Origin of the sequence: Corynebacterium sp. MSK158, assembly GCF_030229085.1 — a bacterium.
GTDB lineage: Bacteria > Actinomycetota > Actinomycetes > Mycobacteriales > Mycobacteriaceae > Corynebacterium.
In genome coordinates this window covers 62,161-86,762 of record NZ_JASPHJ010000007.1, presented here as the reverse complement: position 1 = coordinate 86,762, position 24,602 = coordinate 62,161, and the positions used below count along the sequence as shown (strand labels likewise).

Annotated in this window: 23 protein-coding genes; 7 read left to right on the top strand and 16 right to left on the bottom strand. The window is 62.7% G+C overall.

Going from position 1 to position 24,602, the window contains the following annotated elements; translation table 11 throughout:
• The first annotated feature begins 8 nt into the window (after positions 1–8).
• Entirely contained in the window at positions 9–1,307 is a 1,299-nt protein-coding gene (locus tag QP915_RS07155) for a C1 family peptidase (RefSeq protein ID WP_284768837.1), read from the top strand.
• A gap of 13 nt (positions 1,308–1,320) precedes the next feature.
• On the top strand, positions 1,321–2,622 hold the full coding sequence (locus QP915_RS07150) for a C1 family peptidase (RefSeq protein WP_284768836.1): 1,302 nt from the start codon (positions 1,321–1,323) through the stop codon (positions 2,620–2,622).
• A gap of 12 nt (positions 2,623–2,634) precedes the next feature.
• Here the strand turns inward: QP915_RS07150 and QP915_RS07145 are convergent, their stop codons facing one another.
• Genes QP915_RS07145 through dacB form a run of 13 tightly spaced genes read right to left on the bottom strand, consistent with a single transcriptional unit; the run spans position 2,635 to position 13,993 of the window.
• The gene (locus tag QP915_RS07145; protein WP_284768835.1) at positions 2,635–3,255 is read right to left on the bottom strand and encodes a GNAT family N-acetyltransferase; all 621 of its coding nucleotides are present in this window, start codon (positions 3,253–3,255) and stop codon (positions 2,635–2,637) included.
• Positions 3,255–4,145, bottom strand: a complete 891-nt coding sequence (locus QP915_RS07140; protein WP_284768834.1) for a pantoate--beta-alanine ligase — start codon at positions 4,143–4,145, stop codon at positions 3,255–3,257. The genes QP915_RS07145 and QP915_RS07140 overlap by 1 nt, the downstream gene beginning before the upstream one ends.
• Positions 4,142–4,816, bottom strand: coding sequence for a 6PGD fold domain-containing protein (locus QP915_RS07135; protein ID WP_284768833.1), 675 nt, complete (start codon positions 4,814–4,816; stop codon positions 4,142–4,144). The genes QP915_RS07140 and QP915_RS07135 overlap by 4 nt, the downstream gene beginning before the upstream one ends.
• Positions 4,817–5,860: a DUF6779 domain-containing protein gene (locus QP915_RS07130; RefSeq protein ID WP_284768832.1), complete on the bottom strand. Its 1,044-nt coding sequence runs from the start codon at positions 5,858–5,860 to the stop codon at positions 4,817–4,819.
• Between the two features lie 5 nt (positions 5,861–5,865).
• Entirely contained in the window at positions 5,866–6,339 is a 474-nt protein-coding gene (locus QP915_RS07125; RefSeq protein WP_284768831.1) for a DUF3180 domain-containing protein, read from the bottom strand.
• On the bottom strand, positions 6,336–6,821 hold the full coding sequence (gene folK / locus QP915_RS07120) for a 2-amino-4-hydroxy-6-hydroxymethyldihydropteridine diphosphokinase (RefSeq protein WP_284768830.1): 486 nt from the start codon (positions 6,819–6,821) through the stop codon (positions 6,336–6,338). Before folK ends, QP915_RS07125 begins: the two co-directional genes overlap by 4 nt.
• Positions 6,821–7,201, bottom strand: coding sequence for a dihydroneopterin aldolase (gene folB, locus QP915_RS07115; RefSeq protein WP_239273353.1), 381 nt, complete (start codon positions 7,199–7,201; stop codon positions 6,821–6,823). Before folB ends, folK begins: the two co-directional genes overlap by 1 nt.
• A 3-nt stretch (positions 7,202–7,204) precedes the next feature.
• The gene (folP, locus tag QP915_RS07110) at positions 7,205–8,167 is read right to left on the bottom strand and encodes a dihydropteroate synthase (protein ID WP_284768829.1); all 963 of its coding nucleotides are present in this window, start codon (positions 8,165–8,167) and stop codon (positions 7,205–7,207) included.
• A gap of 39 nt (positions 8,168–8,206) precedes the next feature.
• Positions 8,207–8,800 (bottom strand): GTP cyclohydrolase I FolE, encoded by a 594-nt coding sequence (gene folE / locus QP915_RS07105; RefSeq protein WP_005325658.1) that lies wholly within the window; start codon positions 8,798–8,800, stop codon positions 8,207–8,209.
• Positions 8,800–11,148 carry an ATP-dependent zinc metalloprotease FtsH gene (ftsH, locus tag QP915_RS07100; protein WP_284768828.1) on the bottom strand — a complete coding sequence of 783 codons (2,349 nt, stop codon included), beginning with the start codon at positions 11,146–11,148 and terminating at the stop codon, positions 8,800–8,802. Before ftsH ends, folE begins: the two co-directional genes overlap by 1 nt.
• Before the next feature lie 12 nt (positions 11,149–11,160).
• Positions 11,161–11,748: a hypoxanthine phosphoribosyltransferase gene (hpt, locus tag QP915_RS07095; protein WP_284768827.1), complete on the bottom strand. Its 588-nt coding sequence runs from the start codon at positions 11,746–11,748 to the stop codon at positions 11,161–11,163.
• A 12-nt stretch (positions 11,749–11,760) separates the two neighbouring features.
• Positions 11,761–12,717, bottom strand: a complete 957-nt coding sequence (gene tilS, locus QP915_RS07090; RefSeq protein ID WP_284768826.1) for a tRNA lysidine(34) synthetase TilS — start codon at positions 12,715–12,717, stop codon at positions 11,761–11,763.
• A complete protein-coding gene (gene dacB / locus QP915_RS07085) occupies positions 12,707–13,993 on the bottom strand; it encodes a D-alanyl-D-alanine carboxypeptidase/D-alanyl-D-alanine endopeptidase (RefSeq protein ID WP_284768825.1) in 1,287 nt (428 codons plus the stop codon). The genes tilS and dacB overlap by 11 nt, the downstream gene beginning before the upstream one ends.
• 82 nt (positions 13,994–14,075) lie before the next feature.
• Between dacB and QP915_RS07080 the strand changes: the two genes are divergently transcribed.
• From QP915_RS07080 to QP915_RS07060, 5 genes are all read left to right on the top strand, one after another.
• On the top strand, positions 14,076–14,549 hold the full coding sequence (locus QP915_RS07080) for an inorganic diphosphatase (protein WP_005329894.1): 474 nt from the start codon (positions 14,076–14,078) through the stop codon (positions 14,547–14,549).
• Positions 14,550–14,841: 292 nt separating this feature from the next.
• The gene (locus tag QP915_RS07075) at positions 14,842–15,663 is read left to right on the top strand and encodes an endonuclease domain-containing protein (RefSeq protein ID WP_284768824.1); all 822 of its coding nucleotides are present in this window, start codon (positions 14,842–14,844) and stop codon (positions 15,661–15,663) included.
• Positions 15,664–15,716: 53 nt separating this feature from the next.
• Entirely contained in the window at positions 15,717–16,013 is a 297-nt protein-coding gene (locus QP915_RS07070; protein WP_049377914.1) for a rhodanese-like domain-containing protein, read from the top strand.
• Between the two features lie 37 nt (positions 16,014–16,050).
• Positions 16,051–16,509, top strand: coding sequence for a MarR family winged helix-turn-helix transcriptional regulator (locus QP915_RS07065; protein ID WP_005325642.1), 459 nt, complete (start codon positions 16,051–16,053; stop codon positions 16,507–16,509).
• A complete protein-coding gene (locus QP915_RS07060; RefSeq protein ID WP_284768823.1) occupies positions 16,510–20,433 on the top strand; it encodes a Pls/PosA family non-ribosomal peptide synthetase in 3,924 nt (1,307 codons plus the stop codon).
• 22 nt (positions 20,434–20,455) lie between these two features.
• On the opposite strand, the gene QP915_RS07055 is transcribed toward QP915_RS07060, so the two are convergent.
• The 3 genes from QP915_RS07055 to ppk2 all read right to left on the bottom strand — a co-directional run bounded on the left by QP915_RS07055 (position 20,456) and on the right by ppk2 (position 24,523).
• Positions 20,456–22,102 (bottom strand): metallophosphoesterase family protein, encoded by a 1,647-nt coding sequence (locus QP915_RS07055; RefSeq protein ID WP_284768822.1) that lies wholly within the window; start codon positions 22,100–22,102, stop codon positions 20,456–20,458.
• Between the two features lie 105 nt (positions 22,103–22,207).
• On the bottom strand, positions 22,208–23,278 hold the full coding sequence (locus tag QP915_RS07050) for an alpha/beta hydrolase (RefSeq protein WP_284768821.1): 1,071 nt from the start codon (positions 23,276–23,278) through the stop codon (positions 22,208–22,210).
• Between the two features lie 345 nt (positions 23,279–23,623).
• On the bottom strand, positions 23,624–24,523 hold the full coding sequence (ppk2, locus tag QP915_RS07045; protein ID WP_005329883.1) for a polyphosphate kinase 2: 900 nt from the start codon (positions 24,521–24,523) through the stop codon (positions 23,624–23,626).
• Positions 24,524–24,602 lie beyond the last annotated feature (79 nt).

Genomic DNA, 24,602 nt, shown 5'->3' with positions numbered 1-24,602 from the left:
CCGAAACTATGACTTTGCTCACCAACGAATACCTATCCCACTTGCGCGAGGAGGCCGCGGCCGATTCCCGGCTGCGCATCGCGCGCAACGCCATCACCAACGTCGGGGCGGCCAAGGCGGCCCTAGACCGCGACCGTATTACGGCGCTCTACCCCACCACCGAGGTCAAGCTGGATAGCTTGGGCGTATCGGACCAAAAGCGCTCCGGCCGCTGCTGGATGTTCGCGGCGCTGAACGTCTTCCGTCACCGCGCGGCCAAGGAACTCAATGTAGATAACTTTGAGTTCTCTTTCACCTACCTGCAGTACTTTGACAAGCTGGAACGCGCCAACTTGGTGCTCAACCAGCTGCTGGATAAGAAGGACGCAGGCTGGGACGAGCGCACCGTCGCCGCGGTGCTCGACCACGCGGGGGCCGATGGCGGCTGGTGGTGCTTCTTTAGCAACCTCGTAGCCAAATACGGCGTCGTCCCTGCCGAGGTCATGCCGGAGGTGCGCTCGTCTGGAAATACCGCGGAGATGAACCGCGACCTGGCCACCGTGGTGCGCCGCGCCGCCGCACAGGACGGCCCGCGCGAAGAAATCCTCGCCCAGGCGCGCAAGGATATCCACCGCATCCTGGCCATCCACCTGGGCACCCCGCCGAAGGAATTTACCTGGGCGTATCGCACCAAGGACGAGCAATTCGTGCGGCTGCACTCCACCCCGCGCGAGTTTGCCGATAAGTACCTGCCGAACTTGGACGAGTACGTGGTACTGGCCGATGACCCCCGCTCCACCAACCCCAAGCATCGAGTCTTCAGCAGCGCCGAGGAGACCAATGTTCTGGGCGGCGCACCGCAGGAGTACCTCAACGTCAGCGCGGCCGAGCTGAAGGAAACTGCCAAGCGCAGCCTGGCTGCCGGCGAGCCGGTGTGGTTTAGCTGCGATGTCAACCGCCAGTTCTCCTTCCTCAACGGCGTATGGGACGAGGGATTGGTGGATACCGATGGCCTCTACGGCATCGATTCCTCCATGAGCAAGGAGGAGCGTTTTACCTCCGGCGAGACCGCGCCCACCCACGCGATGGTGCTCACCGGAGTCGATGGTGACCGCGCCTGGCGCGTGGAGAACTCCTGGGGCTCTAAGCCGCCACGCAAGGACGATGGCGAGGATGTGCCCGGTAAGGGCTTTGCCACGATGGCCGCTGCCTGGTTTGACCAAAACGTCTTCCACATCGCCGTCCGCAAGGAGCACCTGAGCGACGAGCTGGCCCAGGCTCTTGCCACCGAACCAATTGAGCTTCCCCTCTGGGACCGGATGAACTAAGGAGAATCGAGAAATGACAGAGATTAAACCGAACGAGGTTCATGCCGATAATGCCGAGCTCACCAACGATGCCACGCTGCGCCTGGTACGCAATGGGGTGGCCCAGGAGGGCGTCGACAAGCTCAGCCTCGACCACGAGCAATTACGCAGCCTCACACCGGTAACCAGCCATAAGCTTGATTCCTGGGGCGTGGCCGACCAGAAGGCCTCTGGCCGCTGTTGGATTTTTGCCGGCCTCAATTCCCTGCGCGGCGGCCTGATGGACAAGGCCAAGCTCAAGGATTTTGAGCTTTCCCAGACCTATATTTATTTCTTTGACAAGCTGGAGAAGGCCAATTGGTTCCTCACCGCCATGGCTGAGCTCAAGGACCGCGAGATTACGGACCGCACCGTTGCCAAGCTCATGGATGATCCCATCGATGACGGCGGCCAGTGGTCCATGTTCGTCGCCCTGGTGGAAAAGTACGGCGTGGTGCCGCAGTACGCGATGCCGGAGACCGCGTCTTCCGAGGCCACGGCGATGCTTAACCGCAATCTGCAAACCGTGCTGCGCCGCGCCGCCCACCGCATCCGCCGCGGCGAAGAGGGCGCGCATGAGCAGGCGCTTGCCGACGTCTACCGTATTCTCACCGCCAACCTTGGCCTGCCACCCGAGGACTTTGTGTGGCAGTACCGCGATAAGGACGATGAGTTCCACCGCGCTGGTACCTATACCCCGCAGGAGTTTGCCAAGGAATACCTGCCGGCGGACCTAAGCGAGTACGTGTGCGTGGTCAATGACCCGCGCAACGCCTACGGCGAGCTCTACACCGTGGAGTATCTGGGCAATGTGGCTGGAAAGCGCGTGACCTATTTGAACGCGCCTGTGGAGGTGCTGCGCGATGCCGCGCGTGCCTCCATCGAGGACGGCCAGCCGGTCTGGTTCGGCTGCGATACCGACCAGCAATCCGATGATGAGCACGGCGTGTGGGCCAAGCACCTGCACGATTATGAGGCCTTCTACGGCGTGGAGATGGATCTGGACAAGGCGCAGCGTTTGCGCCTGCACGAGTCCCTCATGACCCACGCGATGGTCTTTACCGGCGCTGATATCGCAGACGACGGCACCGTCAATCGCTGGCGCGTGGAGAATTCCTGGGGCCCGAAGAAGGCCGATAAGGGCTTTTGGACCATGGCCGATGACTGGTTCGACGAGTTCGTCTTCGAAATCGCCGTGCACCCCTCCCGCCTGCCGGAGCAATACCAGGCGGCTCTCAAGTCCGATTCCGTGACTACCCTGCCGGCATGGGACCCGATGGGAGCATTGGCGCGTTAAGCCTGCGGCACGCTAAGCCTGCGGCGTGCCAAGGCGGCGCACATAGAGCATGCACTCCAAGTCGCGGTCCTCATTGACCGCGATAGTGCGCTCGCCCACCTGAGTGAAACCGCGGCTGTCATAGAACTGATAAGTGCAGCCGTCATCGGTAAACAAGTAGACATTCTTTCCCTCGTGACGGGCTTCGAAGGCCTCGAGCAGCGCCGTACCCACGCCGCTCACGCCGGAATTGGGGTCCGCGACGAGGAAGCCGATTTCGCCATCAATAGGGTGCTTACCCAAGTACTTGAGCAGCATGTCCTGATTGGCGGCATCGTAATCATCGCGGTGCCCGCCCGGGCGCAGGTTATTAAAGATTTCCACCGCGCGGACATAGGCCTTGCGCCACCACGGATACGGCAACGCGGGCTTGCCCTTCATGGAGGCTAAAAGCACGCCGAGGAAGCGGTCGCCATCGTAGGCGGCCAGGATATCGGTGGCTTTGGCGCGCTCTAAATCCCAAAAGTAGCGGCCATAGGCGCGCTCAAAGCGCGGGTTCTTCACAAACCAGTGCAGGTGCATGCCCTCGATAGCGAAGGAAATCGCTTGGGGCTCATCGCGCGGGTCGAGGTCGCGGATCTGAATATCGGTCATTAGTCCTCCGATGGCTGCTGGGAAGCGGTACCCTGTGCGCGTTGTTGCTCACGCTCGAGCTCGGCCTTGGCTTCGTGCTCTTCAATATTATTAAAGCCGATGCCCAGCGGCAGGCCCACATTATCGATGAGCCGGACGCCGCCGATTGTCGCGGCGACGAGCAAGCGGGCATCCCCCTCCTCGGGAGGCATGCCGAGGTCGCGGCCGCGCACCTCGAGGTAGTCGGGCTCAACGCCGGCGGCGCGCAGGACTTCCGCAGCAACCCCGCGGACCTTCTCCGCACCGGCTTCGGCGGCATGCGCGCCGGCGGTCAGCGCGGCGGATAGGGCCGCGGCTTGGTCACGGGATTCGGCCGGAACGTTGGTATTGCGCAGGCTCATCACCACACCATCGGGCATGCGTACAGCGGGCACGCCCTGCACGCGGACACCCAGGTGGAAGTCCTGAACCGCGTGGTGAATGGCGAGAAGGAGCTCGTAGTCCTTTTCGCCCAGGAGGACGTCGGTAGGCGAAAGCGTCAGAATGAGCGCAAGGTACAGCGAGAGATCCTCGTTGAGGTCCGGCTCGAGGGCGGTCGCGGCGTCGGCCGGAGCCACGGCGATGCGGCGGCCATGCGGCCACAAGGTTTCTGGCGAGTAATCCCACACGATGTCCACGCCCTCGGCGCGCAGGAGCTCAAGATCCTCCTCGTGCGGGGACTGCAGGGCCACGACGGTAACCGCGCCGCGAATGTGCTTGGCCGCGCGCACCAACGCGATATGACCGGCGTGCACGCCGTTGGTCAGCGGTACGAAGGCTACCGGACGGCCAGTCTTATGAAAGGCGCTGCCAACCATGCGGATGCGCTCAATCTCACTGATGACGGTGGCGTTTCCCAGCTCTAGGCTCATCGGCTCTCCTCTTGTAGGGCCCACATTTCCAGCTCCTCGCGGCCGTCAACCTCACCTAGGCGGCGGGCAACCTCCACGTAGCTGCGGCGCAGGCCGGGGTCGGTAACACCGCGATAGGCGGCGATGATTTCTTCGGTGTCCATGTCCTCACCCACCATGGGCTTTTCCTCTGCAGAGGGGAGGAAACGAGCATCGACCGACGCAGAGATGTGCAAGCGACGCAGCATCTCGGCGTAGTAGGCACGGGCGGCAAAGGAAGGACGTTCGGCATCGGAAAGCGCGACGGCTTCGCCGCGGAACTCGGTGATATTGAGCTCCACTACGGTCTCGCCCAACTCGTCCAGGGTGGTCACGGCCCAGCGCATATGTGCAAATGGGGCGAGTGCCGCAACGACACACCCGCGCGTTTCTAGCGGATCTAGCACTTGGACACCGCGCGAGAGGCAAGTGTGGAACACGATAAGCCCGTGGTGGACGTGGGGTTCAAGAAGTTCCACGGTGGCTTCTAAACGGGCATCGCCCACGGCGATGATGAGGGCCTCAAAAGAGGCAAGTTCGGACGGGTCCGAGAGCATCTGCACCTCATGGCCGGCGCGTTCCATGGCATTGGCCAAGGTAAAACCGGCCAGGCTCCGGCCAAAAAGGGCTACCCGCATGCGTGGCGGGCGCATTTATTTATCCTTCTTATTTTTCGCCTGCGCCAGAAGCTCGGCCACGGAGACCGCGCCTTCGCGCTTATCGTCGCTGCGACGGCGCCCGCGTGTCTGCTCCTCTGGCTGAGGTTCAGCCGCACGGTGATGCGGGCGGGCTGCTTTCTGGCGTACTGGTTCGGCCGATTCCGGAGCCACATGTTGACCCGAGCCTGGATACTCCGCGCGCTCGTCGCGCTGCGGAGCCGCCTGCTGCGGAATGTCCTGGGTTTCATCATTGGCCTTGGTGGCAGCCTCTGGCTTGCGGTGGCTGCCGTGGTGCTCACTGGCCGCGGACGTGCGGGTGTTCTTCAGGGAATCATCGCCGCCGGTATCCCAGCGCACGGCCTGGAAGCCACCAGTATTGAAGGTGGAGGCACCAGAAGTCTTGCCGGAGGTGCGCTGCGCACGGGTCTTTTCGCTGATAATGTCATTAAGCGGGTTGGACTCGGCGTGCGCCGCGGACGGCTGGTTGCCCAGGCGGCCAGCGATGGCATCGGCGGACGGAGCGCCAGAAGAGGACTGGGTGAAGTCCACATTGCCTTCCTCAGAGCCAGGGCGAGTAGCAGCCGCGGTCTGAGCCTCGAGCTGCATGATGCGGCGCGCCTCGGCGTGCAGGGCGGCCGGCTCATAGGTAAAGTCCTGGCCGGAAAGATCCTCAATCTGCTTGCGGATGGCAGCCAGCTCGGTGCGGATCTCATCCAGCAGCTCCTGGTCTGGCAGCGGCTGGCCATCGGCTGTGCGGGCCTGCTTAAGCTCGGCGCGGTGAGCGCGCTCCTGCAGCTCCAGCTTGGTCACGGATTCCTCGGCCTGACGGCGGTAGCGCATGACCAGGAAGAAGCCAAGCACGGCAGCCCACAGTGCTGCAATGAGGGCGATCTTGAGCGCGGCGGCAGAGCCGGAAATCAGCATGACGATGCTGGCTACAACGGCCAGCACCACGAGGACGATAAGGCCGATCTGGCCCAAGTCCGGCTTGGTCGTCTTGGCGGAAGTATTGCTAGAAGAAGAGCGCGGCTCAGTCATGCTCACTAATGTACCGTTTGAACCCCATCTGGTGGGGGCGGGGTCTCGCAGTGTCGCTCTAGCCGCAGGCCAGCGGCGGCCATCGCGAGGCCACCAAGTGCGGAGGCAATGACACCCACGAGGTCATCGGACGCTGCGGTGAGCGTACCGGCGTTGGGGATGACGTAGACGGCAATGCCGGCATAAATGCCACCCACGATGGAACCCGTCCATGCCGAGGCCTTGCCTACCAGCATGAATTGCGTGATGGTCATGGGGTTGAGCTGCGAATTATCCAGGCCAATGCCATGCTCGTCCTCGGTGGCTTGGTCCACCTTCCAGGTCAGCGCCACACAGACAACGGCCATAAGCCACAGCGTGGCCGAGACCGTTACCGGGATTTGCAGCATGGAGCCATAAAAGCGCGTGGTGAGGATGGCCGCCGCGGCGGCGAAAAAGACCCCGGTGCCGATGAGGGCACCCAGCGAGGTCCGTGTCATAGCTCCTCCATCATGCCCAGCCGGCGAATCTCGGCGCGCTCTCTCGGGTCGAGTGCTGCTACCCGCTTGGCGACGCCCTCCCCACTCAACCTAGCACCAGCATCGGCCGCCAACCACGGAATCAGCACGAAGGCACGCTCGTGGGCATAAGGATGCGGGACAATAAGCTCTGGGTCATCGGAGGTATAGCCCTCGATATCAATGATGTCTACATCCAGCGTGCGCGGTCCCCAGTGACGCACGCGGACGCGCTCGGCGGCCTCTTCAAGCTTCTGCCCGCGGCGCAGGAGTTCCTTCGGAGTCTCGTCGACGTCCACGATGAGCACCGCGTTGAGGAATTCGTCTTGGTCCGTCACGCCCCACGGAGGGGTGGCATAGACGGGCGAGGCGGCAACGATCTCGCCAGCAAACTCGTCGAATACCGTGCGCAAAAGCTCCACGCGGTCATCCATATTGGAGCCGATAGACAGCACCGCACGCATTAGAGGGTCCTCGCGTGCTTGCGGGAGCGACGGGCGACCACGGCGACGTCGGCAAAAGTGCGCGGAATCGGCGCCTTCGGCTTGTGCAGGGTGACCTCCACGGCATGCAGGCCCTCGAAGGTCTCCATGATGGTATCGGCCACCTCACTGGCGACGGTCTCGATGAGGTCGCGGGCGGGGCCCTCGATGATATTCGCGGCGACGTCGGCAAGCTCGGCGTAATTGATGGTCTTGGTCAGATCATCGGTGGCGGCGGCCTCTGCGAACTCGGACCAGCAGGTGATGTCCACGATGAAAGGCTGGCCCGTACGCTTTTCTTCCTCGAAGACGCCGTGGTAGCCAAAGCACTCCAGGCCGGTGAGCTCGATGCGGTCTGCCATGTTTTACTCCTCAGGGTTGCGCGGTAGAGCGGTGGATTTCATGGTGCCGTTGCCATCGGCGCCATTGCTATAGCTGCCGCTAGCATTGGCCCCGCCCGCGTAGCCGTTACCGGCGTTCCACGCGGCCGCAACATCGACGGCATCGCGGGAGACGGCGACCTCGTGCACTCGCACACCCCACGCGCCCATCTGGGCGGAAATGGCGGTCACGGCCGCAGTCGCGGGATCGGCCAGCAGTGGGCTGGACTCCACGCCACGGTCCTCCCGGATGGCGGCGAGGAAGCGCTTGCGCGAGGCTCCCACCAGCACCGGGAATTCGGCGTCGAGGAACTCCGGCAGAGCCTTGAGCAGCGCCCAATTATCCTGCGGGGTTTTGGCGAAGCCTAAGCCCGGATCGAGCACGATATTATCGCGGCGCACGCCGGCCTCCAGCGCGTTATTCGCCAGGCGCTCGAGGGTCTCATGCACATCGCGCACCACATCGCCGCCGTGGTCGGCGCTACCGGCCGCGGAGCCAAAGGCGCCTTCCTGCAGCGTGCGCCAGTGCATCAAACAGACGGGCACGCCGGCCTCGGCCATCGCGCGATACATCTCCGGATCGGCTAGGCCACCGGAAACGTCATTGATCATGTCCACCCCGGCCGCTGCCGCCGCGCGGGCCACCGAGGCGCGCATCGTATCCACGGCGGTGCGGATGCCCAGCTCGGTCAGCGCCTTAATGACGGGAACCACGCGGCGCTTTTCGACGTCCGCTTCTACCCGCACCGCACCCGGCCGGGTGGATTCGCCGCCGACGTCAATCATGTCCGCGCCCTGCGCCACGAGTTCGCGGGCGTGGTTGATGGCGGCATCGACGTCCAACCACTTACCGCCATCGGAGAAGGAATCCTCCGTGACGTTGACAATGCCCATCACCAGCGTGCGGTTGGCGATGCTCAGATCCGATACCGAGGTTGCCTGCTGCATGGCGTGCTCCTTCTCGCTTTCGTGGTAACCGGGGGGGACTTAGCTGCGAATCAGGCTGAGCACCTCGGCGCGGGAGGCGGCATTGTTCTTGAAGCCGCCGCGCACCGCGGAGGTGGTCGTCGTCGCACCCGGCTTGCGGATGCCGCGCATGGCCATGCACAAGTGCTCGCACTCAATGACCACGATGACGGACTGCGCACCGAGGACCTCCACCAAGGCGTCTGCAACCTGCTGGGTGAGGCGCTCCTGGACCTGGGGGCGCTTAGCGTACATATCCGCCAGGCGGGCGAGCTTGCTCAAACCGGTGACGTGGCCGTCTTTGCCCGGGATGTAGCCAATATGCGCCACGCCGTAGAACGGCACCAAGTGGTGCTCGCAGGTGGAATAAATGGGGATATCGCGCACCAAAACCAATTCTTGGTGGTCCTCAGCGAAGGTCTTGTGCAGGACCTCGGTCGGATCCTCGTGCAGTCCAGCGAAGACCTCGCGGTAGGCGCGGGCCACACGGGCCGGGGTTTCGCGCAAGCCCTCGCGGTCAGGGTCCTCCCCTACCGCAAGGAGCAGCTCACGCACCGCTGCCTCCGCTCGGTCTTGGTCAAAGGCAGCGCGAGCGGGAATGTGATTATCAGGCATTAGTTATCTTCTTGCTTGTCGTCCTCGCGCGCATAGGGGTTCTTGCGGCGATCCTTCTCGTCCCAGCCAGGGGTAAACCACTGGCGGGTCTCAGCCTCAGCATCCGCGCCGGCATCTGGCTTGTGGTGCTTTCCACCACCGGTAGCGGGGCGTGCAGCCGGCCGGGCGGTGGGCTCGGAAGCCGGAGCAGACTGGGCGTCGCGAGCCTGCTGATCAGACTGGGCCGGCGAGGAGTCCGCGGAGTCCTTCGCGGGACCGCTGCCCAGCTCGCGGGCAGTGTCCGGGTCGACGTAATCGCCGGCGTGCTGACCAAAGTTGAAGCCCACCTCACCCTTCGGCTCTTCGCCGGCGAGGCGACGCTCGCGGGCGGCCCGGGAGGCATCGAGAAGCGTCATGCGCTTAGGCAGCTCCTCGCCGCGCTCCTTGGCCAGCTCGACCGGGGTCTTGACCGGCGCATAACCAATCTGGCGGGGGAAGCGATCGTCCTCGCCTGGGAAGACGTCGAAAGCTTCGCGTGGCTCGATGCCATCGAAGATGCGCTCCAGGTCGGGGCGGCGCAGGGTTTCCTTCTCCAGCAGGGCCTCGGCCAGCTTATCCAGGTAGTGGCGGTTATTGCGCAGGATGTCATAGGCCTGCTCGTGCGCGCGCTCGAGCAAGTAGCGCATCTGCTCATCAATCTTGGAGGCAACCTCATCGGAGTAATCGATGGAGCCACCGCCACCCATCTGGCTGAAGGGATCGCCCTGTTCCTTGCCGTACTTCACGGTGCCCAGATCCGGGGAGAAGCCGTACTCGGTGAGCATAGAACGAGCGATCTTGGTGGCGTTTTCAATATCGGAAGACGCACCAGTGGTCGGCGCACCGAAGACCAGTTCCTCGGCCGCGCGGCCGCCCATGGCAAAGACCAGCCGGGAGAAGAGCTCGTCGCGGGTGTACATGCCCTTGTCATCTTCCTGGGAGGTCATGGCGTGGCCGCCGGTGCGGCCGCGGGCCAGGATGGTGACCTTGTACACGCGCTCAATATCCTTCAGGGCCCACGCGGAAAGGGTGTGGCCGCCCTCGTGGTAAGCGGTGACCTTCTTCTCGTGCTCGGAGATGATCTTGCCCTGGCGGCGCGGGCCTCCCACCACGCGGTCGGTGGCCTCTTCCAGGGCGTCATAAGTAATGACGTTGCCGCCGATGCGGGCGGTAAGCAAAGCGGCCTCGTTGAGTACGTTGGCCAGGTCCGCGCCGGACATGCCGGCGGTGCGCTTGGCCAGCTGCGCTACGTCAACCTCTTCTGCCAGCGGCTTATTCTTCGCATGCACGCGCAGGATCTCCTCGCGGCCGGCAAGATCCGGGTTGGTGACCGGAATCTGGCGGTCGAAGCGGCCCGGGCGCAGCAGCGCCGGATCGAGGATATCCGGACGGTTGGTAGCGGCGATGAGGATTACGCCTTCGCGGTCACCAAAGCCGTCCATTTCTACCAGGAGCTGGTTGAGGGTCTGTTCGCGCTCATCGTGGCCGCCGCCGGTACCGGAACCGCGCTGGCGGCCCACGGCGTCGATCTCGTCCACGAAGATAATGCAGGGGCTATTTTCCTTCGCCTGCTTGAACAGGTCGCGCACGCGGGAGGCGCCCACGCCGACGAACATCTCCACAAAGTCAGAACCGGAGATGGAATAAAACGGCACTCCGGCCTCGCCGGCCACGGCGCGGGCAAGCAAGGTCTTACCGGTACCCGGAGGGCCGTAGAGCAGCACGCCGCGCGGGATCTTGGCGCCTAGGTCGTGGTAGCGGGTGGGATCTTCCAGGAAGTCTTTGATCTCCTGTAGCTCGTCCACGGCCTCATCCGCGCCGGCCACGTCCTCGAAGGTATTGGTCGGCATATCCTTGGTCAGTTCCTTGGCCTTGGAACCACCGATGCCAAACATGCCACCAGCGCCCTGCTGCATGCGGGACATGAGCCAGAAGAGCACGCCGAAGAGGATGATCATCGGCAGCAGCATGCTGAGCATGGAGCCCAAGAAGGATTCCTGCGTGACATTGGTCTGGTACTTCTCGGCACCGGAATCCTTGACGGCGTTAAAGACCTGCTCGGAGGCGCGGGCCGGGTACTTGGCCACGATCTCCTGCACGCCGTCGCGCTCGTCTACCGTGATTTCGTCCTTGAGCTTGATGCGCAGGCGCTGCTCGCGGTCATCGATTTCCACCTCATCGACGTTTTTGTCTTTGAGCTGGGTCAGCGCAACGGAGGTATCCGCTTGCACGTAGCCGCGGGCATCGTTGCTAAAGAAGGTAAAGGCGTACAGCGCGATAAGGATAAGCGCCGCTATCCCGCCGTAGCGAAGAATCTTGTTGTTTTTCATTACTGCGCGATTTTAGTTGGTGGTATAGACATCGGGGTGGAGGGTGCCCACGTAAGGCAGATCGCGGTAGCGTTCCGCATAGTCCAGCCCGTAGCCGATGACGAATTCATTCGGGATATCAAAGCCCACATCCAGCAGGTCAATATCGGCCTTGACTACTTCGGGCTTGCGCAGCAGGGTGACCACGTTCAGCGAGGCGGGGTTGCGGCCTTCCAGGTTGCGGATGAGCCACGACAGGGTGAGGCCGGAATCGATGATGTCTTCCACGATGAGCACGTTGCGCCCGGCAATATCGCGGTCCAAATCCTTCAAAATGCGCACCACGCCGGAAGAGGAGGTGGAGGCGCCGTAGGAGGATACGGCCATAAACTCCAGCTCGGAGGGGATGGATAGCTTGCGCGCAAAGTCCGTGAGGAAGAATGCGGCGCCCTTGAGCACGCAGACCAACAGGAGGTCTTGCTCAGAGTCGGCATACTTTTGCGAGACCATATCCGCGAGTTCTTGGACGCGGCTTTGCAGTTCCTCTTCTCCAATGAGGATTGCTTCTACATCGTCACCGTAGCGGTTTGCGGGAACGGCGAAGTCTTTCTTGTCGTGCACGTGTGCGCTCCTTTAATGACCGGACAATAGTGCCAGTTTGCCACCTATACGGGCTACTTCCAACCTCTGCCCCACCTGCCGCGCCGATCGCACGGCCACCGGGCCTTGCCCGTGCCAGTGGGTGCACAGCTTGCCGACGTCCCCCACTCCCCTCCTTGTTACCTCTACCCCCTCGCTGACCAGCCACGCAGCGATCGCCCGCCGGCGCCGCGGTTCCGCCATCGCCGCCAGTTCGGCGCAGTCGGTGGTGGGTGGGGTGCGCAGGGTGGCGTCGTCAAGCGCCGCATCGCCCGCTGCTTGCGCCAGCGCTGGCACCGCGTCCCCGCCGATGATGCGGCTCAACTGCGGAATGACCTCGCGGCGCAGCGCCACGCGGCGGAAATTCGTGTCCGCGTTCTGTGGGTCCTGCCACGCCGAAAGGCCCAGCTCCGCGCAGGCGCCCTCGGTATCGGCCCGGCGCACGCCCAACAGAGGCCGCACCACGCGGGCGCCTTCGACCTCGCTGCGCTCGCTCATGCCGGTCACCCGCCCACGCAGCGCACCAAGCAGCAGGGTTTCCGCCTGGTCATCGGCCGTATGCGCCACGGCAACCTCTAAGCCTTCGTCTGCGCACGCGGCGGCCAGTGCCCGATACCGCGCCGCCCGCGCGGCCGCCTCCATCGACTCCGCCCCCGCTGCAGCGCCCGCACCGGCCTCAACGCTAAGCACCTGCGCCCGCGCGCCCAGCGTTCGCGCCTGTTCGGCCGCGCGCTCGGCCTGCGCCCGCGATCCGCCCTGCAACCCGTGGTCCACGCACAGCGCGAGCGCCTCGTGCCCTTCCGCCACGAGCGCCGCCATGAGAGCCAGCGAATCCGCGCCCCCGGACAGCCCCACCGCCACTGCGTGGTCAAGGCCAGCGGCGCGCACGCCGCGCCGACACGCTAGAAAGTGCGGCGAAACCCGCGGCCAAAAGGGCTTATTAGAACTCATGCAACGCCGAAGCCAATGCGTCCTGGGCCTTGCGGGCGGACAAAATATCGCCGTCATTCACAATGAACGCAAAGGCATACACACGCCCGGAATTGCCCTGCGCGGTGCCGGCCAAAGCCGAGACCCCAGTCAGCGTGCCCGTCTTGGCGCGAACGTAGCCCTTGGCCGCGGAATCGCCGTAGCGCTCGTACAGCGTGCCATCGCCGCCGGCCACAGGCAGGTAGGACACCAGCGGGCGCAGGCGCGGATCCTTGACCGCGTCATTTATGAGCTGCGTCAACAGCCCGGCCGTGAGCCGATTGTCCACCGAGAGCCCGGAATTATCCTTTATGTCGACGCCCTCGACGTCGAAGCCCTCTTCCCGCAGGACATCCAGCGTGGCCTGCGTATCGCCTTCAAAGCTGGCTTCCTTACCACGGGAAACCGCCAGCTCACGCGCAATGGCCTCGGCCATGACATTATCGGAATGGCGCACCATTTCTCGGGCGCGGTCCGCGAGCGGCGGCGAATCCACGCTCGCCACCTCCTGCGCGTTCTCCGCCACAGAGCCCATGCCTACCTTGCCCGCGCCGAGGCGATCGCCTAGCTGCTTAGCGACGTCCAAAGCCGGCTCATGACTCCTCGGCACGTCCCCCGTCGTCGCGCCCAGGCGACCACCGTAGAGCATGGCCGGTTCCATCGGCGCGACGAAGCCGCCGTCCACGTTTTCCGGATCCCACCCCGGGGCCTGCGCCTCGCCGGACCACACGGAGGTATCGATGTAGACGCCATCGACCTGCTCGACGTTTTTCGAAATCTGCTCGGCCAAATCATCGAGCTGTTCGTGCGTCATCCACACATCGCCCGCGGCTTTAATGACCACGTTCTTTTCGTTCGACCCACGGTAGACCTTGGTGGTGATTTTCTCATTCTCATCCAGCGCCAACGTCGCCGCCGCAGTGGTGAGGACCTTCGTGGACGAGGCCGGGGTAAGCCGCTTATCCGCGTCGCGCTGCCACACCACGTCACCGGTTTCGGTATCGATCACCTCGCCGCCAAAAGTGGCGAGGTCCTTATTCTTCGCGAGCTCATCCAGCTTCGCGCTCAGCGCATCCAGGTTCGCCTCGCCTGGCTCTGCTGCACTCAACGGCTCCTCAGGTGCCTCGACCGCCTGCGCCTCTCCGTGCGAGAGATCGCCGTATTCGCGCTGGAGGGTAACGCCCAGCGCAGCCGTACCTCCGACCGCTGCCGCTACCACGAGCGCGGTCGCTGACCACCAAACATGCTTTGCTTTCATTGCCTTTAACCCTAGCGCGAATCCGCAACGCGCTAGACTATGGGCAGTAATTGATACCCAATCCCCCATGGAGGACATCGCTGTGAGCGTTGAAGTAACCATTGAAATCCCGAAGGGCTCCCGCAACAAGTACGAGGTTGACCACGAGTCCGGCAAGGTCTACCTCGACCGTTACCTGTTCACCCCGATGGCTTACCCGGCTGACTACGGCTTCATCGACCACACCCTGGGCGAGGACGGCGACCCGCTCGACGCCCTGGTCATCCTGCCGGAGCCGGTCTTCCCGGGCGTAGTCGTTGAGGCCCGCATCGTCGGCGTCTTCAAGATGACCGACGAGGCCGGCGGCGACGATAAGCTGCTCGCCGTCATCGACGACCCGCGCTGGGAGCGCTACCAGGACATCAACGATGTGGAGCAGCACATCAAGGACGAAATCGAGCACTTCTTCGTCCACTACAAGGACCTGGAGCCGAACAAGGAAGTCACCGGCTCCGGCTGGGGCGACAAGGCCGAGGCAGAGAAGATCCTCGACGAGGCTAAGGCTCGCTTCAAGTAAGACTTATGGGCGCGGGCCCCGTGGGCCCCTCTCGGGCCCGCCCATTGGCCTCTGGGCTCCCCTTAGGGCGTTTCGATCAAATAGCGCTGCGAAAGCGGCGGTCTCCAAGACCGTATTTGATCGAAACGCCCCTTTTTGTCCCCTTTTCGCCTCTTTTTGCCCTTCTTCGCATCCGCAAGGCCCTCCCCGCGACACCATCCCGCCCCCGCAGTACAATTCGATCACATAGCAGGCCGAAACCACCGGCCTCGGGGGACCTAATTGATCGAAATGAACGCCTAGGGGTGGGCGCATGAGAATCTTCACCACGCGCAGGGCCGCGCACCGCGCAATCAACAACCAAGCCGTGAAAATCTGCCACGGCCTCTATACCGAAGGAAAGCCCTCGCCGCGCGAACTCGCGGAAATCGTCTCCCATCGCTGGCCCGATTCGGCGCTCGACGGCTACTCGTGTGCCCACCACTACCTCGGCCACCCTTTAAGTTTCCCACTCCACTTCCTGCGCGCGGGAACGATGGCCTCCAGCCCGTACTTCCGCAGCCGCCGCGCCCGCCCCAAGGCGCTTGGCCAGCTCAGTGGCATTAACGTATGCAATCCGCTGCAGGCCACAGAAATCATGACGGAAGAAGACGCCGTCGCCTTCCTCGAGGCCTGCTTTGCCGGCCAGTACGGCGCCTCCCAGATGGAGGGCCACATGCTTGATTTCCAGCGCTTCCCGCAGCACACCCGGCGCGTGCTGGAAAACACCATCCTCGGCGCTGATAGCGTCCCCGAGCGCAACCTCACCCGCGCGCTTCGGCCCCATGTCACCGTGCACAACAACAGATACATTGGCCCTTACCGCTGGGACTTACTCTTGGAGGAGCACAAGCTGGCCATCGAGGTCGACGGCTACGCATACCACCAGGGCGAGAACCGGCAGCGGTTCGAAATTGACCGCCACAAGCTGAACGACGCCGTCCAAAGAGGCTACAAACCCCTCCACTTCACCGCCGCCACAATCGAGCACCACCTCGACATAGCTGTTGGCCAAGTCCTCGCGATAGTCCACGGTAAAGGCAACATTGTGCAGCCACCGTGGCAGTGGCACCACTACTGGCGGTTCCAGCGCTAGCACTGCGGCACGCGGAGCAGCACAAGGCCCTATGCGTGACTAGGGTATGAGGCATGAAAAACGTTCAACCAACTGAAGTACCAGAAGGCGCTCAGCTCATTGATGTCCGCGAGAATGATGAGTGGGCGGTGGAGCGCGCGAAGGGCGCGACCCATATCCCGATGAGTGAGATTACGGGTCGCATCCAGGAAATCGACCCGGACAAGGATATTTACGTCATCTGCCACGCGGGCGGTCGCAGCATGCAGGTCTGCCAGTATCTGGAGCATGCGCTGGGCTGGGACACCATTAACGTCGATGGCGGCACGGATAACTGGAAGGCTGCCGGACTTCCCATCGAAACGGATTAATTGGCCTTAACCAATCTTTTGGGATTATTATGATGGTATGGCTTCCACGAATAATTCTGTAATCCCAACTGCCCTACTCGAATCCCCGTCATTCCAGCTGGAGCGCCTCCGCCGCCGCACCCGCGATGGCGTCGAGGCTGCCCTGCAGACCAAGCAGACGACGCTGCGCGAGTACTGGGTCCTTACCTGCCTGGTGGACGCGGATGCCGCATCGCAGTCCTATCTCTCCGAGACCCTGGCCATTGATGCTTCTGACATGGTGCGTCTTATCGACGCCCTCGAGGACCGCGGCTGGGCCAAGCGCGAGCGTGATCCGAAGGACCGCCGCCGCCAGATCGTCGCGTCCACCAAGAAGGGCGCGAAGGTTCACAAGGACCTGGCGGAGCTTGTTGCCACTGCCGAGGACGAGGCCTTGGATGAGTCCACCAATAAGCAGCTCAAGCACCTGCGAAAGTTGGCCAAGTCCATCATTGCCGCGGACGAGGACGAGGCATAAATGGCGGGCCCCGAATCGCTCGTCCCGCAGCAGTACCTTCTAGGTAGCGCGGCGCCGCGGCCGCGCACGCTGTGGGACATCATCACCACCACCGCGGAGATGCACCCAGACGCCGCCGCGCTGGACGACGGCGAAATCATCACCTACTCCGAGCTCATCCACGAGGTCGAGCTGTGGGCCACCGAGCTGCACGCCAATGGCGTGCGCCGGGGCGATCGGATCGGCATTCGGATGACCTCCGGCAAGCGCGAGCTCTACCTCGCCATTTTGGCGACCCTGGCGGCGGGCGCGGCCTACGTGCCTGTCGACGCCGATGACCCAGACGAGCGCGCCGAGATGGTCTTCGGCGAGGCCGATATCGATGGCGTCTTTACAGATGAAGGCTTCCGCTTCCTGCGCGATTCCGCGCGCCCGGACGCCCCCGACAGGTCCGCCGAAGAGCCGGCCGAGAACCCCAATACCCCGCGCCCAGAAGACACCGCGTGGATCATCTTCACCTCCGGTTCTACCGGCAAGCCGAAGGGCGTGGCCGTAAGCCACCGTTCCGCGGCAGCCTTCGTGGATGCCGAAGCAAGCCTCTTTTTGGTCAATCACCCACACGGGCCACTCGGCCCAGAGGATCGTGTGCTCGCCGGGCTGTCCGTCGCCTTCGATGCCTCCTGCGAGGAAATGTGGCTGGCCTGGGGCCACGGTGGCTGCTTGGTCCCGGCGCCGCGATCCCTGGTGCGCTCCGGCATGGACTTGGGCCCATGGCTCATCCGCCGCGATATCACCGTCGTGTCCACCGTGCCTACCTTGGCGGGCCTGTGGCCGGCTGAGGCGCTGGATAATATCCGCCTGCTCATCGTCGGCGGAGAAGCCTGCTCGCAGGAGTTGGTGGACCGCCTGGCCACCGAGGACCGCGAGATGTGGAATACCTACGGCCCTACTGAAGCTACCGTCGTCGCCTGTGCGCAGCAGATGCTGCCAGGCCGGCCGGTGTCCATTGGCTTGCCGCTGAATGGTTGGGACCTGGTGGTCGTCGATAAGCAGGGCATGCCTGTGGAAATGGGCGGCGTCGGCGAGCTGGTGATCGGCGGCGTGGGACTGGCGTCCTACCTGGATCCGGCCAAGGACGCGGAGAAGTACGCTCCGCTGGAGTCGATGGGCTGGCAGCGTGCGTATCGCACCGGTGACCACGTGCGCCTGGAAGAAGACGGGCTGTACTTCGTCGGCCGCGTGGATGACCAGGTGAAAATTGGCGGGCGCCGCATTGAGCTCGGTGAGGTCGAAGCCAATGTTGCGGCCCTGGATAACGTCTATAACTCGGCCGTGGCCGTGCAGAAGACCCCGGGCGGCGAGTCCGTCTTGGTGGGCTATGTTTCCCTCGAGGATGAGGCCAAGGGCTTCGATCACGAGGCCGCGCACGCCCGCTTGGCCGAAACCATGCCGGCCGCACTCGTCCCGCGCATCTGCGTAATGGAGGAGCTGCCAGTGCGTACCTCCGGCAAGGTAGATAAGAAGGCCCTTCCGTGGCCGCTGCCGGGAGTGGGCGTGGAATCGACCACGCTGACCGAGACCGAGAAGTGGCTCGCAGAACTGTGGGTCGAAACGCTCGGCGTGTCCGTGGAAGACGAGAACGCCGACTTTTTCTCGCTCGGCGGCACCTCGCTGGCGGCCGCGACCCTCGTGGGCCATATCAGGGAGCGCTACCCCACCGTGGCCGTGCGCGACCTCTACGACCACCCGCGCTTGGGCTCGCTGGCCGAGCTCATTGCGGGAGCCGAACCGCGCCCCGCGGCTGCCGACGTCCCCATGCGCGAGGTCACCAAGGTCGGCTTCGGCACCCGGCTCGCCCAGACCCTGATCCAGATCCCCGTCATGACGCTGGCCGCCTCCAGCTGGCTGGCCTGGCTCATGCTGGGTTCCACCGTGGCGGCATCGCTGGGCTTTGAGTGGGCCGCGGCCTATCCGTGGTGGCTGGTCATCGTCATGCTCATCGTCTTTGTCACCCCCGTCGGCCGCATCCCCATTGGCGGCTACGGTGCGCGTCTTATTACGGCCGGCATTAAGCCGGGCGATTACCCGCGCGGCGGTTCGACGCACCTGCGCATCTGGGCGGCCGAGCGCTGGGCTAATACCTCCGGCGCGAGCTCGCTGGCCGGTGCTACGCGCGTGAATAACTACGCCCGCACGCTTGGTGTCAAGGTCAAGCGCGGCGTGGACCTGCACTCCCTGCCGCCGGTGACCGGCCTGCTCACCTTGGGCAAGCACGCCGCCATCGAACCTGAGGTGGACCTCTCCGGCTACTGGCTGGACGGCGATATCCTGCATGTGGGCGCCATCGACGTCAAGGAAGGCGCTCGCGTGGGCGCGCGCTCCACGCTGCTGCCTGGCACCGTGGTGGGCAAGTATGCCCACGTGGAGGCCGGTTCCACCGTTACCGGCCGCAAGAAGATCAAGGACGGACAGCGCTGGTCCGGCTCACCTGCCAAGAAGGTGGGCCGCTCCAAGCACCGCTTCCCGTCCCATCCCCCGAAGCGCCGGCCGTGGTGGGTGGCTATCTATGACGCCACTTCCGTCCTTCTCGCCATCCAGCCGGTTGTGGCGCTGGCGGTAGGCGCGGCCATCGTCCTCGCCCTCGTGCATTCCACGGGTGGCGATAGCTTCGTCGGTGCGGTCTTCTTCGCGCCCGTCGGCGCGCTGGCAGCCTTTGCCACCTATATGCTGCAGACTTGGCTGGGCGTGCGCATTCTCTCCCTGGGAATTAGCCCGGGCGTGGCACCAGTGCGGTCGGTCAAGGGCTGGCGCCTGTGGGCCATCGAGCGCCTCATGGACGAGGCCCGCACCAAGCTCTTCCCGCTCTATGCCTCGCAGCTGACCCCAGCGTGGCTGCGCTCGCTCGGCGCGGAGATTGGCGCCAACGTGGAAATCTCCACCGCGGTCATGATCCCCAAGCTCACCGAGGTCAAAGAGGGCGCCTTCCTGGCCGATGACACCATGATCGGCGGCTACGAGCTCGGCGGCGGCTGGATGCGCACCGGCGAGACCAAGGTGGGCAAGCGCTCCTTCGTGGGCAACTCCGGCATTACCGCACCCGGCCGCAAGCTATCCAAGAACTCGCTGGTTGCCGTTCTTTCTTCTACCCCCAAGAAGACAAAGGCCGGCGCCAACTGGTGGGGTGCACCGCCAGAGCGCATGCGCCGCGTGACCGTAGAGGTGGACTCCCCCGCCAACTCGGGCGAGGCGCTGACCTATAACCCGGGCTTTGCCGTCAAGGCTGCCCGCGGCGTGGTGGAAACCATGCGCCTTTTGGCACCGATGTTTTCTGCCATGCTGCTCGCGGCAACCCTCAGCGTCTACGACTCGCTTCTCGACGCCCTCGGTTTCCCCCTCACCTGGCTCCTCTCCGGCCTCGTGCTCATGGGCATGGGTGCGGTGGCCATAGCCGTCACCGTCGCGGTGAAGTGGATCTGCGTGGGCAAACACCGCGCCGCCGACCATCCGCTGTGGTCCGCCTTTGTTTGGCTCAATGAGCTACAGGATACCTTCGTGGAGGTCGTCGCCGCGCCGTGGTTCTTCCAGCACACCTACGGCTCCGGCGAGATCAACCTGGGGCTGCGCGCCCTCGGCGTGGAAATCGGCCGTGGTGCGTGGATCGATTCCTACTGGTTCCCGGAAACGGACCTCATCCGCATCGGTAAGGCCGCCACCGTGGGCCCTGGCACTGTGGTGCAAACCCACCTTTTCCAGGACCGCGTGATGAGCCTCGATACTGTCACCATCCAGGACGGCTCCACGCTGGCCGCCCACTCGGTGGCACTGCCGGCCTCGCTCATCGGCACGGCTTCTACCGTAGGCCCCGGCTCGCTGGTGATGCGCGGTGACCGCGTGCCCACCAACGCCGTATGGCAAGGCAACCCCATCGAGCCGTGGAAGCGCTAGGCCGACGGCAGTAACCTGCGCCCTACCTCGCGAAGTCCTGGTATTTAATCATCTCGCCGGACTTGAAGTCCCAGGCCTCCACCCGGACGCGGTCAGCAAAGACCTTGACCCGCAGTCCGGTGGAGGCCTCTTCCTTTTCCTTGACGATTGTCTCGTCATTATCGCCATCCGGCAGATACTCATTGAGGATTGCGCCGGTGTTGACCACCGGGAAGCCGGTGCGGCCGGCCTCGCCGGTGCCGTCGTAGCGGCGGGTTCCCCACCAGTTATTTTGGTGCAGCGAGGAGTGGCTGTGGCTGCTAAACCACACGATGTTGTTGTACTTATTGACCACATCGGAAAGCGCCTCGAGGTCCTCAAAGTCATTCTGGTACCACGCCGAATGAGACATCGATACCGTCTGCGGCAGCAGCGGATGGCTAAAGACCAGCGCCGGAGTGCCCTTAGCATCCCAATAAGCCAGGCGCTCATCTAGCCAATCGAGCTGCTCCTTGCTGATGCGCTGGAAGGGCTCCTTGCCGTGGCGCAGGATATCGGAATAGAACTCGGTATTCACAGAAATCAGTGGCACCCCATCAACTACCTCTTCCTTCCACGGCTTATCCTGGCCGGAGTACTTCAGGAAGCGATCGAGGTAGGTCTCAGAGCCTTCCTTGCCATACATTTCGTGGTTGCCAATGGTCCACAATTCCTTGTCCGAATCGTGCGGTACCTCGCTGTGCGCGGCCAAGAAATCGTCCCACTGCTCCTGCGAGCCATCGTCCACCAGGTCGCCGTTGAGCACCAACGCCCCGGCCTTATCCTCCATGCCGTTCAACTGGCGGACCGCGTCTTTGTAGTCTTGGGGGTCACCTTGGACGTCGGAAAGCACGTCCACGGTAGCCTGCGGCGAGCCTTGAAGCTCACCGAGCGGCTTGACGACGCCCACGTTGTCCACCGCCCACCACCAGTCATCATTGCCGTTGTTGTAGCTGAAGCTAACCTGCATATTCTTCGCGCCGGCCGGCACGTCCACGCCAATGGACTCGTGCTTAGAGAATACGTCTTTGTCGAAGGCGGCGATTTCCTGGGCTTCTCCACCATCGAAGGAGACCGTCACCGTGGCATTCTGCCCATCCTTACCCTGGCGGTAATGGTGGTCGAATTCCACATTCACCCGCTCCTGCCCCGCCACCGGGATGGCCGGGCTCTTTAGGCCTGCGGTCATGGAATCACCCTCGGCCAAGCGCTGCTGCTTGTTGTCGATGATGGCGAAAGTGTCATGCGCCTGGGTGAAATAGTGGCGCATATCGGTACCAGATGCCCAGGTCCAGTGGCGCATATCGCCAAAGGTCCAGCCCTTCCAGCGGGCCTCGCCCGAGTCCACGCCGTGCACGTCCGCGCTCCACCCCTCCGGCGCGCGGTGGGTAAACCATGCCGGGGTATCTACCCCGTCGAAGCTTTCCTGCCACAGCACCCGCGATTCTGTGCCATCCCCCGGCTGCGCATCGTCGCCCGCGGAGGAACCCTCGGACACCCCCTGGGAAGACCCCCAGGAAGAGCTCAACGATGACCCCAAAGAAGAACCAAAAGAGGAACCCGGAAGCGAGGACTGCGCCGCCGCAACGGGCGCGCCCACCATTCCGGTGAGCGCCAGGACAGAAGAGAAAGCATAGAGTTTATTTTTCATAATTCAATTTCTATCCGGCCTGGGCAACGAGGCGGTTACATATACGTAAACTCTTGGCAAGCACTGTATGCCTGCCAAGAGTTCGCGCTTTGAGCTCCACGTATTTTAGGCGTGGCGGTCGAGCCAGTCCACGACGGTATCGAGGGCCTGATCGGCAGCCGGTTCATTGAAGACCTCGTGCTTCTGGCCTTCCCAGGTCACATACTCCACGTCTTCGGAAGAGATGGAGTTGTACCAATCCTGGGAAAAGTACGGCGGAACGATGCCATCCTTAGTGCCGTGCATAATAAGCGTTGGTGCGCTAAAGAGGTCCGCATTGACGGCGTCATAGGTTGCAAACGCCGCCAACTGCAGGGCGGTTCCAGCGCTGGTCTTCTGCGCGATGAGCGGGCTAGAGGCATACTCGTCCTTCACCGCCTGGCTAGTGGAGATACCATCCGTAAATGGATTAGACAGCTGAATGTCCTTGCTCCACTCCGGCGACTGTGCACCGATCTCGGTGCGGTGCGGAATCAGGTTCTGCGCGTAGTGCGCATTGAAGCTAGTCAGCTGGGCCAGCGGTAGGCGCTCAAAGATAGTGGGATCCAGCTTCTTCTGGGTCTCAGAAATATCATCCGGGGTGATATTCTTTCCGGCTACATTCTTGCCCGAAAGGTTCAGCGGTGCACCACCACCGTTGGTGATAATGCCATCTACCTTGCCCGGCTCGCGAATCCCATAGGCCTCCACGGCCAGCGCGCCCATCGAGTGGCCCAGCAGGAAGGTCTTTACTCCCTGATTTTCTCCCTTCGCCATGTCCACGACACGGTCGAAATCATCGAGGATGTACTGGAAATTATCAATATGCCCCATCGGTACACTGCCGCCGGCGGATTTGCCGTGGCCGCGGTGATCTACGCGGTAGACGTTGTAGCCTGCATCGAGCAAGCGCTTGGCGACGTAATCGTAACGCCCCGAGTGCTCAGATACACCGTGCGCCAAAACCACCGCACCGCGTGGGTTTGCCACCTTCTGCTTCCGGTAGTAAATCTTTACTCCCTGACCGCGCTGGCTATCGAAGTAGCCATCCTCATCAGAAACCTGCTTGTCAGAGACGGTCGGGCGTCCCAATACATCTGGTTTCTGATCTGCCGCTGGCGCCGGTGCCCCTTGAGCAACTGCGCCAACTGTAAACATTCCAGATACTGTCACTGGTGCCGCCATGACAGCAGCCGCCGTCAAGCAAGCGGTTATATGCTTCTTCATCATCACCGTCTCCTCCTGGTGTTGTAGTTCATATTCTTTTCCATATGAGATTGCGATTACAGTTATGCTAAATACGCGACGACATAGAGCACAAATAACTTTCAATAATGTCACCTACGGTCCCGTAACATAACCGCACGAAAATAGACTTTTAGGAAGAGCAATTTCTACCGAAAGTATTTCCCAAATCCACCCCCGCTACCCCCCCAATACAAAAAGCGGGAAACTCGGAGTTTCCGAGTTTCCCGCCCACCTGGTAGCTAATTCAGCTCAAGCTTAGTCACCAATCTGGTCGCGACCACGCTTAACAATGTTCTCGTCAACCTCGCCCACCAGCTCGTGGTCCTTGTTCGTGTACTCGAACTTGGATAGCACATAGCGCATAGCGTTAATACGAGCACGCTTCTTGTCGTTGGACTTAATGGTAATCCACGGCGATTCTTCCGTATCTGTATAACGGAACTGCTCTTCTTTCGCACGGGTGTAGTCATCCCACTTATCCAGCGAAGCCAGATCCATCGGGGATAGCTTCCACTGGCGCACCGGGTCGATCTGGCGGATAGCAAAGCGGGTGCGCTGCTCCTTACGGGTAACAGAGAACCACAACTTGGTCAGGGAGATACCCGAGCCCAGAATCATGTTCTCCAACATCGGAACCTCGCGGAGGAACTCCGCGTGCTGGCTTTCGGTGCAAAAACCCATAACGCGCTCCACACCGGAACGGTTGTACCAAGAGCGGTCGAAGAAAACAATCTCGCCACCGGCTGGGAAATGCTCGATATAGCGCTGGAAGTACCACGAGGTGGATTCGCGCGGCGACGGCTTCTCCAGAGCCACAGTGCGAGCACCACGCGGATTCAGGTGCTCGTTAAAACGCTTAATGGTGCCACCCTTGCCGGCCGCGTCGCGCCCCTCAAAGAGGATGATGTGGCGTTGGCCAGTCTCCTTGGTCCAATTCTGCCACTTCAGCAGCTCAATCTGCAGTGCACGCTTAACGGACTCGTACTCATCGCGAGTCATACGCTCATCATAGGGGTAATTTTCACGCCAAGTCTGAACCGGGGAACCATCCGGCATAATTAGCGAAGGATCATCCTCGTCGGTTCCATCGACGACGTAGCCGTCAGTTTTAGCCAGGTCGATCTCGGGAAGGTCGTCGTCTTTAATATCAGCCATGCATTTAGTGTAACCCGAACATAGACAGCAAGCGCGTTGAACTTTCGAAGTCACCCTTCCCTAAGACAGCAAACAAAAC

Bases quoted from the DNA above. Each gene is read 5' to 3' on its own strand.
- QP915_RS07065 (WP_005325642.1), top strand. From the start codon at position 16,051: ATGGCTTCCACGAATAATTCTGTAATCCCAACTGCCCTACTCGAATCC.
- folK (WP_284768830.1), bottom strand. From the start codon at position 6,821: ATGCGTGCGGTGCTGTCTATCGGCTCCAATATGGATGACCGCGTGGAG.
- QP915_RS07150 (WP_284768836.1), top strand. From the start codon at position 1,321: ATGACAGAGATTAAACCGAACGAGGTTCATGCCGATAATGCCGAGCTC.
- QP915_RS07145 (WP_284768835.1), bottom strand. From the start codon at position 3,255: ATGACCGATATTCAGATCCGCGACCTCGACCCGCGCGATGAGCCCCAA.
- QP915_RS07125 (WP_284768831.1), bottom strand. From the start codon at position 6,339: ATGACACGGACCTCGCTGGGTGCCCTCATCGGCACCGGGGTCTTTTTC.
- folE (WP_005325658.1), bottom strand. From the start codon at position 8,800: ATGCCTGATAATCACATTCCCGCTCGCGCTGCCTTTGACCAAGACCGA.
- QP915_RS07140 (WP_284768834.1), bottom strand. From the start codon at position 4,145: ATGAGCCTAGAGCTGGGAAACGCCACCGTCATCAGTGAGATTGAGCGC.
- QP915_RS07130 (WP_284768832.1), bottom strand. From the start codon at position 5,860: ATGACTGAGCCGCGCTCTTCTTCTAGCAATACTTCCGCCAAGACGACC.
- folB (WP_239273353.1), bottom strand. From the start codon at position 7,201: ATGGCAGACCGCATCGAGCTCACCGGCCTGGAGTGCTTTGGCTACCAC.
- QP915_RS07055 (WP_284768822.1), bottom strand. From the start codon at position 22,102: ATGAAAAATAAACTCTATGCTTTCTCTTCTGTCCTGGCGCTCACCGGA.
- QP915_RS07050 (WP_284768821.1), bottom strand. From the start codon at position 23,278: ATGTTTACAGTTGGCGCAGTTGCTCAAGGGGCACCGGCGCCAGCGGCA.
- QP915_RS07060 (WP_284768823.1), top strand. From the start codon at position 16,510: ATGGCGGGCCCCGAATCGCTCGTCCCGCAGCAGTACCTTCTAGGTAGC.
- folP (WP_284768829.1), bottom strand. From the start codon at position 8,167: ATGCAGCAGGCAACCTCGGTATCGGATCTGAGCATCGCCAACCGCACG.
- QP915_RS07155 (WP_284768837.1), top strand. From the start codon at position 9: ATGACTTTGCTCACCAACGAATACCTATCCCACTTGCGCGAGGAGGCC.
- QP915_RS07075 (WP_284768824.1), top strand. From the start codon at position 14,842: ATGAGAATCTTCACCACGCGCAGGGCCGCGCACCGCGCAATCAACAAC.
- tilS (WP_284768826.1), bottom strand. From the start codon at position 12,717: ATGAGTTCTAATAAGCCCTTTTGGCCGCGGGTTTCGCCGCACTTTCTA.
- QP915_RS07135 (WP_284768833.1), bottom strand. From the start codon at position 4,816: ATGCGCCCGCCACGCATGCGGGTAGCCCTTTTTGGCCGGAGCCTGGCC.
- QP915_RS07070 (WP_049377914.1), top strand. From the start codon at position 15,717: ATGAAAAACGTTCAACCAACTGAAGTACCAGAAGGCGCTCAGCTCATT.
- ppk2 (WP_005329883.1), bottom strand. From the start codon at position 24,523: ATGGCTGATATTAAAGACGACGACCTTCCCGAGATCGACCTGGCTAAA.
- dacB (WP_284768825.1), bottom strand. From the start codon at position 13,993: ATGAAAGCAAAGCATGTTTGGTGGTCAGCGACCGCGCTCGTGGTAGCG.
- ftsH (WP_284768828.1), bottom strand. From the start codon at position 11,148: ATGAAAAACAACAAGATTCTTCGCTACGGCGGGATAGCGGCGCTTATC.